14 protein-coding genes are annotated in these 15,879 nt (G+C 41.9%); 9 read left to right on the top strand and 5 right to left on the bottom strand.

The features are described 5' to 3' along the window. The 8 genes from LKD41_RS14850 to LKD41_RS14815 all read left to right on the top strand — a co-directional run. Nucleotides 1-238: hypothetical protein (locus LKD41_RS14850; RefSeq protein ID WP_227701611.1), on the top strand; the 238-nt coding region annotated here is incomplete at its 5' end. Nucleotides 239-451: 213 nt separating this feature from the next. After that, nucleotides 452-1,450, top strand: a complete 999-nt coding sequence (locus tag LKD41_RS14845; RefSeq protein ID WP_227701610.1) for a lysylphosphatidylglycerol synthase transmembrane domain-containing protein — start codon at nucleotides 452-454, stop codon at nucleotides 1,448-1,450. 20 nt (nucleotides 1,451-1,470) lie between these two features. Then, complete coding sequence (locus tag LKD41_RS14840) at nucleotides 1,471-2,235, top strand: TraX family protein (protein WP_227701609.1); 765 nt, start codon at nucleotides 1,471-1,473, stop codon at nucleotides 2,233-2,235. 106 nt (nucleotides 2,236-2,341) lie between these two features. After that, complete coding sequence (locus LKD41_RS14835; RefSeq protein WP_227701608.1) at nucleotides 2,342-4,369, top strand: LTA synthase family protein; 2,028 nt, start codon at nucleotides 2,342-2,344, stop codon at nucleotides 4,367-4,369. Between the two features lie 58 nt (nucleotides 4,370-4,427). Further along, nucleotides 4,428-5,099, top strand: coding sequence for a response regulator transcription factor (locus LKD41_RS14830; RefSeq protein ID WP_227701607.1), 672 nt, complete (start codon nucleotides 4,428-4,430; stop codon nucleotides 5,097-5,099). Then, entirely contained in the window at nucleotides 5,096-6,091 is a 996-nt protein-coding gene (locus LKD41_RS14825) for a sensor histidine kinase (protein WP_227701606.1), read from the top strand. Before LKD41_RS14830 ends, LKD41_RS14825 begins: the two co-directional genes overlap by 4 nt. Before the next feature lie 221 nt (nucleotides 6,092-6,312). After that, nucleotides 6,313-7,080, top strand: coding sequence for an ABC transporter ATP-binding protein (locus LKD41_RS14820; protein WP_022243488.1), 768 nt, complete (start codon nucleotides 6,313-6,315; stop codon nucleotides 7,078-7,080). Further along, nucleotides 7,073-9,094 carry an ABC transporter permease gene (locus LKD41_RS14815; RefSeq protein WP_227701605.1) on the top strand — a complete coding sequence of 674 codons (2,022 nt, stop codon included), beginning with the start codon at nucleotides 7,073-7,075 and terminating at the stop codon, nucleotides 9,092-9,094. The genes LKD41_RS14820 and LKD41_RS14815 overlap by 8 nt, the downstream gene beginning before the upstream one ends. Nucleotides 9,095-9,182: 88 nt before the next feature. Here the strand turns inward: LKD41_RS14815 and LKD41_RS14810 are convergent, their stop codons facing one another. Next, nucleotides 9,183-11,384 (bottom strand): ATP-binding protein, encoded by a 2,202-nt coding sequence (locus LKD41_RS14810; protein WP_227701604.1) that lies wholly within the window; start codon nucleotides 11,382-11,384, stop codon nucleotides 9,183-9,185. After that, on the bottom strand, nucleotides 11,371-12,201 hold the full coding sequence (locus LKD41_RS14805) for a substrate-binding periplasmic protein (protein ID WP_227701603.1): 831 nt from the start codon (nucleotides 12,199-12,201) through the stop codon (nucleotides 11,371-11,373). The genes LKD41_RS14810 and LKD41_RS14805 overlap by 14 nt, the downstream gene beginning before the upstream one ends. Nucleotides 12,202-12,563: 362 nt before the next feature. Between LKD41_RS14805 and LKD41_RS14800 the strand changes: the two genes are divergently transcribed. Next, nucleotides 12,564-12,713 carry a hypothetical protein gene (locus tag LKD41_RS14800; RefSeq protein ID WP_227701602.1) on the top strand — a complete coding sequence of 50 codons (150 nt, stop codon included), beginning with the start codon at nucleotides 12,564-12,566 and terminating at the stop codon, nucleotides 12,711-12,713. A 193-nt stretch (nucleotides 12,714-12,906) separates the two neighbouring features. Here LKD41_RS14800 and LKD41_RS14795 read toward each other — a convergent pair whose 3' ends face one another. From LKD41_RS14795 to LKD41_RS14785, 3 genes are all read right to left on the bottom strand, one after another. After that, nucleotides 12,907-13,767 carry a class I SAM-dependent methyltransferase gene (locus LKD41_RS14795; protein WP_227701601.1) on the bottom strand — a complete coding sequence of 287 codons (861 nt, stop codon included), beginning with the start codon at nucleotides 13,765-13,767 and terminating at the stop codon, nucleotides 12,907-12,909. Nucleotides 13,768-13,974: 207 nt separating this feature from the next. Next, a complete protein-coding gene (locus tag LKD41_RS14790; protein WP_227701600.1) occupies nucleotides 13,975-14,202 on the bottom strand; it encodes a hypothetical protein in 228 nt (75 codons plus the stop codon). Between the two features lie 205 nt (nucleotides 14,203-14,407). Further along, nucleotides 14,408-15,586 carry an SLC13 family permease gene (locus LKD41_RS14785; protein ID WP_227701599.1) on the bottom strand — a complete coding sequence of 393 codons (1,179 nt, stop codon included), beginning with the start codon at nucleotides 15,584-15,586 and terminating at the stop codon, nucleotides 14,408-14,410. Between the last annotated feature and the right edge of the window lie 293 nt (nucleotides 15,587-15,879).

Raw genomic sequence — 15,879 nt, 5'->3', positions numbered from 1 at the left:
CCATGTTCAGATGCGCCTCGCTGGCACGTCCTGTGCCAGCGTTGCCGGATGCCAGACGAAATTCCCAGTGCCCCTAACAGCCCTTATCATGCATCCGCATTTCGGCGAACCGTTCAGTACTTTTGTCAAACATTGGAAAGACGGTTTTTATCACAGAAAGAAAAACATGCACTTTAGAACTGCGGTATTTTATAGCGAAAAAAGAAGCCCTTTGGATAATCAAAATTCAATCTGTTAGAAATTATTCTTTTTGCAATCGCTTATATATAGATAGTTAAAGTATAGCACTTTTTGCCAGGAAATATAATACAGAAGTTTGACAAAAAATGGATATTTGATATAATCCTGTGTGTGACGAATAATCCATGGAGATACGTGGTAAAATAGACAGGCAGCAGAGGAAAAAGAGAACTGGGAGTGAGGTTTTATTAATAAGCGGACAAAGCAAATATTGAAACTGGTTTTTGTAATTGCTATCGTAGCAATTATCATTTATACGTTCCGAGATTCAGCCGGACCAATTTTAAAGGAGCTTTCTACAACTGCACCTTGGGTGGTCATTACCATCTGCGGTGCCGGTGTTATGTATAATGTGGTAGAAGGATGGATTAATTATTCCTTCGCAAAGCAGTATAATCCACAGTTTACATACCGGATGGGTATAGAGAGCGCCTTTTATTGCTCATTTTACCGTGTGGCAACCTTAGGCAGTGGTGCCGGTGTGGCAGCGGTATATTATTTCAATGAAAAAGGAATTCCGGTTTTTCAGGGAACCGGAATGTATATGGTAGAGTATGCGATTCATAAAGTAACGATTGCGATCTTTTCCATTATTTTCTTCCTGTTAAATTTCGGATTTATGAAGGAACATTATTCCAAATATTTTAATCTTCTGATTGCAGGATATGTGTTGACGGCAGTGATAGCAACTGCATTACTTTTATTCTGCTGTTCAAAGAAGTTCCATGGAATTTTACTTTTCCTGGTGGACAAGCTGAACCGCAAAGGAAAATTCGATGCGCAGGCAGCCATGTTACGAGAACAGTGTGGCATCTTAGAGGATGCAGCAGGCATGCTTCTGACCAAGGGAAAACTAATCGCATCCATTGTAGCTAAGAATCTGTTGAAATTTGCATTCTGCTATGGCATACCATTCGTGATTTTATATCGGGAATATGGATTGACACTGTTACAGTCCTGGGCAGTTACTTCCCTTGCTTTTATGCTGGCAGCAGTCATTCCGTCTCCGGCAGGAATCGGTTCCTCGGAGTTTGTATTTACCGCATTGTTTACAGTATTGGTAGGAACCGGAGAAGCCGGTTCTGCGGCATTGTTATACCGTTTTGCAACATTCGTACTTCCATTTGTTATCGGTGGTGTGGTGGTATTACTGCATAAGCGTATTGACCGACGGATTGCAAAACGCAAGGCAGATAAGGCACAGCAGTAAGGGAAAGAGAAGGAATTAAGATGAAAGAAAGAAAAGGAATCAGTGGCAGCACACTGAAAATCATTGCGATTATAACGATGTTAATTGACCATATCGGAGCCGGAGTCCTTGGCAGACTGCTGGTAGTCCGTGGCATGAATGAGGCGGCAGATCTGAATGCATGGATTGATGCCAACAGTACCCTGGTAATTACATATCAGATGATGCGTTTTGTCGGAAGACTGGCATTTCCGATTTTCTGTTTTCTTTTAATCGAAGGCTTTGAACATACCCATGATGTGAAGAAATATGCACTTCGTCTGCTTTCCTTCTGCCTGGTATCTGAAATTCCATTTGACTTATTATTCAATGGAAAAATATTGGAATCCGGTTACCAGAATGTATTTTTTACACTGTTTATCGGACTGATGGTTATGTGGGGATTCCAGGTAGTGGAGAATCAGGAACGGTTTGCGAAGTTTAAGAAAGTTATTTTTGATGCGGGAATTCTTGCAGCAGGAATCCTTGCGGCAGAATTTTTAAATACCGACTATGCCGGAATTGGCGTTGCCTGCATCGTATTACTCTATGTATTCCGTAAGAAAAAATCCTATCAGCTGCTTGCAGGATGTATCGGATTTTCCTGGGAGCTTACCGCACCGCTGGCATTCATTCCGATTGCATTTTATAATGGAAAACGTGGACTTTCCCTGAAATACTTTTTCTACATTTTCTATCCGGCGCACCTTCTGATTTTGTATATCATCTGCTGGGCAATGGGAATGGGACCGATTGCAGTCGCATAGATTTCTTTAAGATTTTGTGAAGAGGCTTGCAAACAAAAAAGACCTGCGTTATAGTAGCGGATGGACAGAAGTTCTGTCACAGAAGAAGACGGCAGGATTGTAAGAAATGAATGAGAATAAAGCAGAAAGAAATGAAATAGAACAGAATAAGATTGAACAGAATAAAACAGAGCAGAATAAAAAATATTCAGTTAGACTTATCGGACTGGATTATAAGAAGACAAATATAAGAGCCGGACTCATTGCTTTTGCAGTGATGTTGGGCTTTTGTCTCTATGGTGGGGTAAATGTGCTACTGGCAGTTGCCGCAGGGCTGATTTATTTTGGAATCAAAAATCTTAGGATTACATTGCCGGAGAAAGCCAATCCTATCTGGGCTGCTCTTGAAATTTTCCTAAGTGCCATCATGACGGAGCATATGGTGCAGTATCTTTTGCTGGATGCAGAGCTGCGGGAGAAAATCAGTGTGAATCACACCCGATGGAATGTGCTCTGCTGCATGGTCTTTTATTTTGCCATGTTAGTGATTACAGCAAAGCCGAAGATTGCCTGCATGATAGGACATATTTTCCTTTTAAGCCTTGCAGGAATCAATTACTTTGTCTATCAGTTTCGTGGAAATGAATTTTCTTTCGGAGATTTGAAAGCGGCATCCACCGGACTTTCCGTAGCGGCAAATTATAAATTTGTATTGGAAGACCGGGCGGTCTATGTCATACTTTTTAGCATGATATATGTTGCCTTTATAAGAAAGCTGAATTTTGAATTTAAAAAGAAATGGATGCTCCGGATCAGTGCCTTTGCGGCAGCACTGGTGATGGGAATTTATGTGGGAATTGCCGCAGAAGATACGGTAATGGAATCCTGGGAACAGAAAGGAACTTACCGCAACGGCTATATCTTAAATTTTGTACTCAGCATCCGGGATTCCTTTGTGGCGGAGCCGGATGGATACTCAAAAGATGTGGTGGAAGAGATCTCCAAAGAATATCCGGCACTGGAGAATAAAGACTCGGAAGATGACCCGACCATTATTGTCATTATGAATGAGTCCTTTGCGGATTTGAGTGTGATTTCCCATTATGGATTTGAGACAACGGAAGAGGTAACACCATTTTTCGATTCCATGGACACCAATGTTATTAAGGGATATGCACTGTCTTCTGTCTTTGGTGCAAAGACACCGGATTCCGAGTGGGAATTTCTGACGGGAAATTCCATGGCATTCCTGCCAAGCGGCTCTGTGCCTTATCAGCAGTATATGTCAAAGAAACCGTATTCCCTGGTGAGCACCTTAAAGGAGCGGGGATATTCCTGCATTTCCATGCATCCTTACTATGCGTCCGGCTGGAGCAGAAACAAGGTTTATCCGTTGCTGGGCTTCGATGAGAGTCTCTTTATCGATGATTTCGACCAGACCAATATCATGCGGGAATATATTACGGACCAGGAATTATACAATAAAATCATTGACCAGTATGAGGAAAAGACTTCCGATGAAAAATTATTTATCTTAGGTGTTACCATGCAGAATCACGGTGGCTATACCGATTATTATGATAATTTCCAGAATACCATAAATCTTAAGAATCATTATTTCAGTGATGTGAACCAGTATTTAAGCCTGATTCATGAGAGTGACAAGGCACTGGAAAATCTGATTACTTATTTTGAAAATGTGGATGACAAGGTCGAAATCGTATTTTTTGGAGACCATCAGCCGAGCCTGAATAATAATTTCTATCAGTCCATGAATGGTAAAGGATTATCCGGTCTTACCTTGGATGAACTGCAGGAATTATTTACAGTACCATTTTTTGTATGGACGAATTATGACAGTGAAAGTAAAGATGTGGAACTGACCAGCCTGAATTATCTTTCCACAATGACCTTACAGCAGGCGGGTATTGAACTGCCGGCATATAACCAGTTCTTAGCAGACTTACAGGAAGAGATACCGGCAATGAATTCCAGAGCATTTTATTCGAAGAGTCAGGGCGAATTCCTGCATTATTCCGATGCGCAGGGAGAAGATGCAGACCTTCTGAATCAGTATAATATCCTGCAATACAACAACATGTTTGAAAAAGACAAGGATAAAAATCTTTTTCCGTATTATGAAACACCGGATTAAAGAGTGAAAAACATGGAGAAAGTGAAGTGTATGGGAAAAACGGAAAGGCAGGGGGAAGATGTACCGGATTTATCTTGTGGAAGATGATGTAATTATAGCCAGAAGTATTAAAAAACATTTAGAAAACTGGGAATATGAAGTGCAGTGCACAAAAGATTTTTCAGCAGTTACAAAAGAATTTGCGGAGTTTGCACCGCAGCTGGTGCTGATGGACATCGGTCTGCCTTTCTACAATGGCTATTACTGGTGCGGTGAAATCCGCAAAATTTCTAAGGTGCCGATTATCTTTCTATCTTCGGCTGCGGATAATATGAATATTGTCATGGCTGTGAATATGGGAGCGGATGATTTTATTGCAAAGCCTTTTGACTTAAGTGTCCTTACGGTAAAAGTACAGGCAATGCTGCGGCGCACCTATGATTTTACGGAGACCGGAGAAATGCTGACCTATCACGGAGTGATGCTTCAGGTGGCGGAAGCAGTCCTTACCTATCAGGATAAGAAAGTGGAACTTACCAGGAATGAACTGCGGATTCTAAAGACACTGATGGAAAATAAGGAAAAGGTAGTCTCAAGAGATACGCTGATGACAAAGCTCTGGGAAAGTGACTGCTTTGTGGATGAGAATACACTTTCCGTAAATGTAAACCGCCTTAGAAGGAAACTTGCGGATGCAGGTCTGGAGGATTTTATTCTTACGAAGAAGGGAATCGGGTATCGGCTGAAATGAGATTTGTCAAAAATTATCTGAAGGAAAATCTGAAATGGCTGTTGTTAGTGCTTGCCTGCTTTGGAATCCTGTGCTTTGTAATAGGATTTGAGCAGGTGCCGCTGGCACAATGGGGATATGCGGCATTTTTGTGTTTCTTCCTGTTTTTGCTGGTAGTAATCATAGACTTTACAAGGCGTTATCTGCATCATAAGAAGTTAGAAAAGCAGACTTCTGAAATTGCTGTGACAATGGATAAGCTGTCATTGCCGCGGGGACAGATGGAAACGGATTACCAGAAAATGCTTCGTTCGTTATATATCACACTGCAGCAGCAGATCAATGAGCTGGAAAACGGGCAGGTGGAGCAGGCAGAATATTTTACCATGTGGGTGCACCAGATTAAGACGCCGATTGCGGCACTGCGCCTGCTGCTGGCAGAGGAAGAAGATGAGCGGAGCCAGGAAATGTGGGAAGAGCTTTTCTCTATTGAGCAGTATGTGGAAATGGCATTGCAGTTTTCCAGACTGTCTGCGAAAAGTACGGATTTTGTGATTGGTGAAGTTTCGTTGGATAAAGTAGTGCGGGAGGCAATCCACAAGTATGCCAGACTGTTTGTGCGAAAGAAAATTAAAATGGAATTAAGTTCCATTGACACGCAGGTACTGACCGACGAAAAATGGCTGGAATTTGTAATCGAACAGATTTTATCCAATGCCATTAAATATACTGCCGGCGGAACCATTTCTGTTTATTTAAAGGAAGAACCGGAGCAAGAGACAAAAGAGCTGGTTATCGAAGATACCGGAATCGGTATCGCACCGGAGGATTTGCCACGAATCTTTGAAAAGGGTTATACCGGATACAATGGACATGCCGACAAGCGTTCTACCGGCATCGGACTGTATCTCTGCCGGAAAATTATGCGCAAGCTGTCCCATGAAATTACGATTGAGTCGGAGATTGGAGTGGGAACGAAGGTACATCTTGAAATGCGAAGTAGAGATAAGTGATATACAAAATTATGTCCTGAAAAATGTAAATATTAGCAAATTTATCACCTGAAAAATGTGGAATATAATTATGGTACAATAAAAAAGCTAGAAAATATAATTTCAATCTTACAAAAATGTAAGAGATAAAGGGAAAATGTAAGCAGAATCCATGGCTGACATTTTCCTTTTTTGCTATGATAATGGAAAAGATGACAGAGCAATAAAGTGAGGAGAAAACAATGGCAATCTTAGAAGTAAATAATCTGAAAAAAGTTTATACAACCCGCCTGGGTGGAAATCAGGTAGAGGCATTAAAGAATCTTTCCTTTTCAGTGGAAGAAGGAGAATATGTAGCAATCATGGGAGAATCCGGTTCCGGAAAGACTACGCTTTTAAACATTTTGGCAGCACTGGATAAGCCCACCGGTGGACAGGTCATATTAAATGGCAAGAACATTGTGGATATCCGGGAAAAAGAGATTTCCGCATTCCGGAGAGAAAATCTTGGATTTGTATTTCAGGACTTTAATCTTTTGGATAATTTTTCATTAAAAGATAATATCGTTCTTCCGCTGGTGTTATCCGGTGTGGATTATAAAGAGATGGAGCGGCGCATAACACCGATTGCGGCGCAGCTTGGAATTCTTGATATTCTTGGAAAATATCCTTATGAAGTATCTGGCGGACAGAAACAGCGTGCGGCGGTAGCAAGAGCCTTGATAATCAAGCCGGAGCTGGTACTGGCAGATGAGCCTACCGGAGCACTGGACTCCAAAGCGACGGAAGATTTATTGACATTATTTAATAAGATTAATGAGCGGGGACAGACAATTCTTATGGTAACCCATAGCACTAAGGCTGCAAGCCATGCGAGAAGAGTATTGTTTATTAAAGATGGGGAAGTATTCCACCAGATTTACCGTGGTAATTTAACCAGTGAGGAATTGTATGCAAAGATTTCCGATACACTGACGATGCTTACGACAGGTGGTGAGAAACATGAATAGGGGTTTATATGGAAAACTGGCAGTAAATAATATAAAGCACAACAGACAGTTTTACCTGCCGTATCTGTTGACCGGGATGCTGACGGTGGCATTCTTTTATACCATGCTGTACCTCAATCACAATCCGGGACTGGATGAACTGCCATTTGGTGCCATGGATGTAGAGCTTGTGTTGGGACTGGGTGCAGTTATCATTGGATTTTTCTCTGTGATATTCCTGTTTTACACCAACAGCTTTATTATGAAACGGAGAAAAAAGGAGCTTGGTATTTATAACATTCTTGGAATGGAGAAAAGGCATCTGACAAAAGTAATTTTTCTGGAGACGTTTTTTTCGGCAGTGGTTGCTATCGGTGGCGGACTTGTTGCAGGAATTGCTTTCAGTAAACTGATGTGTATGTTATTGTATGCCATGATTGGATACCATGCAGAAATTGTTTTTTATGTATCAGAAAGTGGCGTTGTAAGTACCATCCTTTTGTTTGCCGGTATTTTTATGCTGACCTTTATATATAATCTGTTTCAGATACAGCTTGCCAAACCGGTGGAACTGCTGCATGGAAGCAGCCAGGGCGAGCGGGAGCCGAAAACGAAAAAGCTGATGGCAATAGTTGGAATTGTAACACTTGCAGCAGGCTACTATATGGCAATTACAGTAGATAATCCGGTAACTGCAGTGCTTCTGTTCTTTGTAGCGGTAATACTTGTAATTATCGGAACCTATTTTATATTTATGGCAGGCAGCATTGCCGTGCTTAAGTTCTTAAGAAAGAGAAAAAGTTATTATTATAAAAAGAAACATTTTGTGGCAGTCTCTGGTCTTATTTACCGGATGAAACAGAATGCAGCAGGACTGGCAAGCATCTGTATTTTATCCACGATGGTACTGGTGGTAATTTCTTCAACGGTAAGTATGTATGCCGGACTGGATGATGAACTGGCAGCCCGTTATCAGGGAGATATCGGAGTATCCATTACCAGTGAAAATCCGATTACAGAAGGTGATGCGTTGCGGGAGTTAGTGAACCGCACCATCCGGCAGGAGAACCGCAGTATAAAAGAAGAACAGGGCATGATGACGCTGACATTTTCCTGCATATCAGAAGATGGAAATCTTGTAATTCGAAAACATGATGATGAGGGCGATTATAGTTCTGATATTATTATGCTCCGCATGATTACAAGGGAAGATTATGAGGAAGCTTATAATGTAAGGGTTCCGGAGCTTTCGGATCACGAAGTGGTGTTGGCAACCAGTGATGACTATGATAAAGATACGATTACGGTTGGAGATTATACTTATCCTATTTTACAGAAACAGCATTTTTCTTCTGAAAATGGACATTGGATGGATAATCAGGTCTATTATATGGTAGTAAACAATATAGAAGATATGGCACCGTTGTATGAAGCACAGAAAGAGATTTATGGGAAAAATGCCAGCAGCTATTATTATTCTCTGTATATCGACATCGATGGAAACAGGGAAGAAAAAATTGCCTGTGGAAATGCAGTGTCTGCAGCAATTGGTGCATCCGGCATGGAAGAAGGGCACGACGGTAAATATTATATCATGATAGAAAACAGGGCAGAAAATGAAGATTCCTTCCGGCAGATGTATGGTGGCTTTCTGTTCCTTGGTATTTTCCTTGGAATCCTGTTTTTGATGATTACCGTACTTATTATTTTTTACAAGCAGATTTCGGAAGGATATGAGGATAAAGAGCGCTTTGCCATTATGGAAAAAGTAGGAATGAGCAATGAAGAGGTAAAGAAAACAATCAGTGCACAGATCCGGATGGTATTTTTACTACCGATTGTTACCGCTGCGCTACATGTGCTGGCAGCGTTTCCAATGATCCGGATGATACTGGCAGTGATGAATCTGAATAATGGAAGACTGTTTGCGTACTGTCTCCTTGGTACGATTGCAGTATTTACAGTTATTTATCTTCTGGTATACAAGATGACCTCAAGAACCTATTATCGAATTGTTGGGCATCAGATTGGGTAGAGACTCTAATAATATCAAATAACCGTAAGAACCTGCTGCCGGCAGTTTCTTACGGTTGTCTGGCAAAGAAGAGAAAGCTCCCGCTGTACTATGGTGTCATTGGAGCTTTTTTCTCTGGTGTGTATTTAGCAATTGTTTTTAAAAGAAGTTCCGTATCCAGTGGTTTGGTAAGGTGTTCGTCCATACCGGCAGCATAAGTTTTCTGACGGTCTTCTGCAAAGGCGTTTGCAGTCATGGCAAGAATCGGAATTGTTTTTGCATCCGGACGGTCTAAGGAACGGATGGCACGGGTTGTCTGGTAACCATCCATAACCGGCATCATGATATCCATTAAAATGATATCGTATTCATAAGGAGAAGCCTCCATAAAAAGCTGTAGTGCTTCCTCTCCATTGCAGGCTTTGGTAACCACTGCACCGGCATCAGTCAGAATAAATTCTGCAATTTCAAGGTTTAGCAAATTATCTTCAGCCAGCAGAATATGATAGCCGGAAAGAGAGATTTCTTCATCGGAAGTTTCTGCTTCGGAAGTGGAAGCGGCGTTATGGTCGATACAAAAAGGAATCGTAATCCGGTAAGTGGTGCCGACATCCTTCTCACTGGAAAAATCAATGGTTCCGCCCATTTTATCCAAAAGATTCTTTACAATTGCCATGCCAAGTCCGGTACCGTTGTAAGTAGAACGGGCATCATGGCTTTCCTGGGTAAAAGGTTCAAATAAATGCTCCTGAAATTCTTTGCTCATGCCGATTCCGGTATCAGAGCAGGTAAATTCAATCCAGGCAGTATCTTCCGTAAAACGTACTTCATGACAGCTTAGAATGACTTTTCCATTTTCCTTATTATATTTTACTGCATTGCTTACAATATTCATAAGAAGCCGTTGGATATGAATAGGACTTCCGATGAGACAGGGATGCTGGACAGAAGGAACTCCGGAAATAATTTCGATGCCACGTTCCGCAGCCTGCTTTTCTACGATGGTGGTGATATCATGGACCAGGTGCAGAACATGGAATGGGCGGGATTCTAAGACAATTTCGCCGGATTCCAGTTTTCCCATATCAAGAACTTCATTTACAAGTTCTAAGAGCAGACCAGAAGCCTCCCGGATTTTCCCGAGACATTCCTGCTGCTTGACAGGGTTATCTTTATAATGTCCGGCAATTTCCACCATACCACGGATTCCGTTAATCGGCGTCCGGATATCGTGACTCATCCGCTGCAAAAATTCAGTCTTGGCAAGGTTAGCACTTTCTGCTTTTTTGGCAGCCTCCTTTAGTGATTCCTGATAGAGCTTATCCCTCTTCAACTGGGCTTCCTGGTAGCTCTGGTCAGTCCTCCAGCGCAGCATCTGGAAAATCAGAAGAAGGCAGATATAACCAAACATATAATAAAATACTTTTCGCGGAGTCGTTTCAAAAACTGCATGCTCAGGCAGATAGACGTAGATATAATAATTCTGCCCCTGGTCTAACATACCAAAGACATGCTTTGGTGAGGAGACTGTATTATGAACATGAACCATCTGTCCACTCACCGCTTTTTTGTTTATATTCTGTAGTACTTCAATATTCTTAATATCTGTTCCTTCGAGTTTTTCTTCATTTGAGGCAATCACTTTATCACCACTGGTAATGACAATGGTGCTGCTACGGCTGATACTGTAGCCAGACAGCAAATTCTGAAAAGAGATGCTGTAACTTTCAATGTAATCAAGTGGTGTATGGTAATAAGTTACAATAATACCAGAGGTATCGGTACGTCCTACCGCTGCCAGATCGATATAAGAGCCATCTTCACAGTCGATTCTGGAAGAGTATGTTTTTTCCGGATGTATGGCAACATCCAGAAGAACTTCTTTTTCCAGCGTATCGGTTAGACCGGCACTGCCAATGGAATCAGTACAATATTCAGAGGTTACAGTTCCGGTTTCATCCAGAAAAATAATGCCGGTAATATAAAGGTCTTTTGTAAATTCTTCCATGGAAGCTTTTTCCATGGATGTTGTGCCATGCAGACGGTTATCCGTAGAAATATTGTGGGCAGCCTGCTGACAGCATTCAATAATACGCATCAGGCTCTTTGTTTCGGAGGCTAAATTTAAATTGCTGTAGGTGGAGCATTGTTTCTTCAAATAATTAACCGTATCTGCAAGGTGTTCTTCTGTGGATTCGATATCATCATTTGCGGAAGTAAAAAATACCAGAAGGAAGAACAGGATGCCAAGAAATATTGAAAAAGGCCAGAAAAAACGCAGTCTAAAGGGTTTGTTCTTATTTGACTTCATAATTTTCTACCTCCAGATAAGTACTTGGATGCGCTAAGTATTTTCCGATGATTTTCTCAGAGGTTCCATCCTTTTGCATTTCCTCTAAAGTATCAGACAGCTCTTCGTTAAGCCCACTGGTATCATCAAGAGAGAAAGCCACACCCAGTCCGACAGTAAGAAGCGGTTTATCCAGAATGCGGTATTCCACATGATAATCGGACATATATTGTAAAATAGAAGTTTCGTGGGCAGCAACTGCATCCACATAACCTTTGCTTAACATTGGGTAAATCAGCTCACGATTCTGCATGGAGAAAAGCCCGTTAATGTTTGGAATGTCGGGATCGGTCTGGTTGAGAAAAATATCTTCCGGTTTCGTGGTGGCCTGAACGGCAATGTTTTTACCGGCAAGATCCTGCAGGGTGTAAATATTGCTGTCTGGACTGACTGCAACCACCTGCTGGCTGATCATATAAGGTCCCGCCCATTTGTATTCATCCATTCGTCCGTCCATACTAAAACAGCCCCAGGCACAGTCGATACTGCCATCCTGCAGAAGCTCTTTTTTATTTTCCCAGTCGATGGTGACAAATTCAGCCTGATAGCCCATTCTGTGGAAGGCTTCCGTGGCAAGTTCCACATCAATGCCGGTTGGTTTGCCGTCTGTTCCGCTATAATTAAAAGGCGGATAATTGTCACTGCCAATTACAATAGTTGGCAGTGAAGGTTCCTGTTTTGTGGATAGAGTATTTTCTGCTTTTCTACAGCTGCATAATAAAATTGTAAAAATAAAGAGAACAGCCAATATCTGTTGTAGTTTTTTCGGACCATTCATATAATAGAGTCACCCCTGAAAAATTCTGTTTACTGTGTTACTATTATAAAGTAAGAAAGGCGCAGATACAACAGATTACAACAGATTGTAATAGAAAATCACTTGAATTTTCGACAAAAAAATTGTATATTTGATATAGAAATGTAAATTTTTATCTGAAAAGTTTAAACAAGTAGAAATGCTAAGGGATATGTTAGAGAAGAGGGGAATTAGGATGAAAGAAGTTACAAAACAGGCAGAGGAAACACAGATTAGCCATAAAACACTGAGACTGATGATCGGAACACTCTGTTCTGTCATCGGAACGCTGCTAGCCCTTTATGTGGGAGGCTGGCTTATGTTATGTAAACCAATACAGGGGGGTGGTTTCTGCATACTTTGCAGGAAATCTTACAATTGGAATCATCGCACTGGCGGTATTCAAGTGTCTGCTGTCTGTAACAGTGGCAGGAGCCATCTGGTGTGGTGGATATATTGCTAAGTGCAAGTTTATTGGACATGAAGATTATTAAGAGAATCTGATATAAGAAAACATGATATAAGAAAAGCTGCCAATTGAGGCAGCTTTTTGCATTACAGGAAATTGCTTTCCTGTAAAGTAAAAAACGCTCCATGAGGATGCACACTGTGGCGTATAAGGTAGATGTCGCAAGCGACCGCCGCAGGCGCGAGAATGTGCCAAGGCACATTCTTTTTACACTTTCGTTAAATCCCCTCAAACCGTCCAGAAGCCCCACAAGGAAGTGTAAGTCCGTTGGAACTGACCGGAAGACCGATTTCGTCGGCTGTGACTTTGCCAGGGAAACGTTTTAGCTCTGTTCCGATAAGGTAAGAGAGAACCGCCGGCTGTAAGCCTGTAGTATAGGAATTAATCAGGAAGAACAAAGGTCTGTCCACCAGAAGCTGTGCACAGAGTTTGACCAGTGGATGGATGGATTCTTCGATTTTCCAAATTTCACCCTTGGGACCTCTGCCGTAGGATGGAGGGTCCATAATAATAGCATCGTAGTGGTTGCCACGGCGGATTTCACGTTCCACGAATTTGACACAGTCATCTACAATCCAGCGGATTGGTGCATCTGCAAGACCGGAAGAAGCAGCATTTTCCTTGGCCCAGGTAACCATACCCTTTGAAGCGTCTACATGGGTAACGGATGCACCTGCTGCTGCGGCAGCAATCGTAGCACCACCGGTATAGGCAAAAAGATTTAAGACTTTAACTGGTCTTCCAGCTTTCTTAATCAGTTCAGAGAACCAGTCCCAGTTAGCAGCCTGCTCCGGGAAAAGACCTGTGTGCTTGAAACTGAAAGGCTTTAACTGGAAAGTAAGGTTGTGGTAGTGGATACTCCACTGCTGTGGCAGGTCAAAAAATTCCCATTCGCCGCCGCCCTTTTTGCTGCGGTGATAGTGGGCGTTCATTTTATGCCAGCCTTTTTCTTTCCGTGGCGTATCCCAGATAACCTGAGGATCCGGACGAACCAGGATATAGTCACCCCAGCGCTCTAATTTCTCACCTTTTGAACAGTCTATTACTTCATAATCTTTCCAGCTATCTGCAAGCCACATAGTATTTCCTCCAATATTTTCTGGTATCAAGTATTTTCTGTTTTGTCTTAAGACATCTGCATCCTATTATATAAGGGGGAAAATGTTCCGTCAACTTATTCCTGCTTAAAAATCACAGGCAGTTGTGAAAAGGGAATAGATTACCGCAATCGTATTTCACTGATTCGCAGGGGATTTTCTTTATCCGATATGAAATGCCAACAGTTCTTAGAATGCGTGTTTTTCTTGCTGATAAACTGTCTTTCCGGTTGCATTGACTGAATAGCTGCACTGTCCGTCGAGAACAGATGCCGCATAAAGCCTGCAAGGGGCACTTGGAATTTCGGCATAATTATACTTTCTTCTGGCAACCGGCACAAATTCACGTCCATGTTCAAATGTGCCTCGCTGGTACATCCCTGTACCAGCGTTGCCTGTTGCCAGACGAAATTCCAAGTGCCCCTAACAGCCCTTATCAGGCATCTGTACTTCGGCGGACCGTGCAGTTATTCTGACAAACATTGGAAAGACTGTTTTAATCATCTAAAGAAAAACATGCATTTTAGAACTGTGGTATTTCGTAGCGAAAGAAAATCCCCTGCGAATCAGCGGAATATGATTCGGGTAAAAGCTCTATCTTTTTCACAACTGCCTGTGAAAATCAGCAGAGAATAAGTGAAAGAACAAAGAGGACTCCAAGAAAAATCACATTGTAGAGGGTGAAAATCCCAAGAAACCGTCTTGTATCGTTTCCATTACTATTGGTATAGAATTTAAAGGAAATAAGGCTTGCCAGGGAAGCAATAAGAGTACCAAGGCCGCCGAGATTTACCCCAATCAGCAGGGCAGAATAATCATCGGTGAAGCCGGAAAGCAGGATGGCAGCAGGCACGTTACTGATAATCTGGCTGGCACCAATACCCATCAGAACTTCATGGTGGACCAAAAGCTTTGAAATCAGTTCGTGTACCAGAGAAATCTGCTTCATATTTCCGATAAAGATGAAGAAGCAAAGAAAGGTAAGCAGCAGGAAATAATCCACATCCTTTAATACGCGGTAATCCAGAAGCAGAAAGCCTGTGAGGACAAGAAGAAACATAATCTGGTAAGGCAGAATATGAAGCACCGTCAGAAGACACAGAAGAAATAGTATCAGATAGGCGGTAAAAAGAATCCGGGGATTTTTACGTGCTTTTACAGCTTCACAAATTACATTGGAAGTATTGGAAGCAGTTACAGTATTTGTAGAATTTGCAGTGTTTGCAGCAGTTGCAGTGGAAACCGTATCCTTTGGGAGAAACAGAATAAAAATCAACAGAAGGATAGCAGATACAAAAGAGTATGGCAGCATAATCCGGACAAAAGCTCCAATGGATAATCCGGAAATCGTATAGAGATAAAGATTCTGCGGGTTGCCAAGAGGCGTCAGCATGCTGCCGAGATTGGCGGCAATGGTTTCAAGAACGATAACTGGAATCAGAAACTTCTTTTGCTCGGCCATGGACAGAACCAGTATGGTAAACGGTACAAAGGTAATCAGCGCCACATCATTAGTGATAAGCATGCTGAAGAAGAAGCACAGGAAAATGAAAAGTGCCGACAGCATCCGAAGGGAATGCACATGGGTTAAGAGCATGGTTCCAAGCCGGGTAAAAACGCCAATGGAAGAGAATCCCCGTACCACAGCCATCAGGGAGAATAAAAGAGCCAGTACCCGGAAATCAATATAAGAAAAGTAATTTACGGATGGTGGAATAAAAAACATGGATACAACTGCCAGCAGGAAAGCAATGCAGCAGACGGTTTCTTTTTTGAAAAAATCTTTTACTTTTGTAAACATACAGGTCTCCTTCTATGAAATCATATCTTAGGCAGTTGCGAAGGATAATAACATTTTGCTAATAATTTCTTTGCTATGTAAAGTATCTTTGTTTTGCATCAAAATACCGTAGTTCTAAAATATTAGTTTTGCTTTTGGCGATAAAACCAGTCATTCCAATGTTTAACAAAGATAGCGCCACTGTTCGTCAAAGTGCGGATGCCTGATAAAGGCTGTTAGGGGCACTAGGAATTTCGCCTGGCATCCGGCAACGCTGGCACAGGACGTGCCAGCGAGGCGCATCTGAACATGGA

Origin of the sequence: Roseburia sp. CLA-AA-H209 (assembly GCF_020687575.1) — a bacterium.
GTDB lineage: Bacteria > Bacillota > Clostridia > Lachnospirales > Lachnospiraceae > Roseburia_C > Roseburia_C amylophila.
This window is presented reverse-complemented; position numbering and strand designations above follow the sequence as displayed.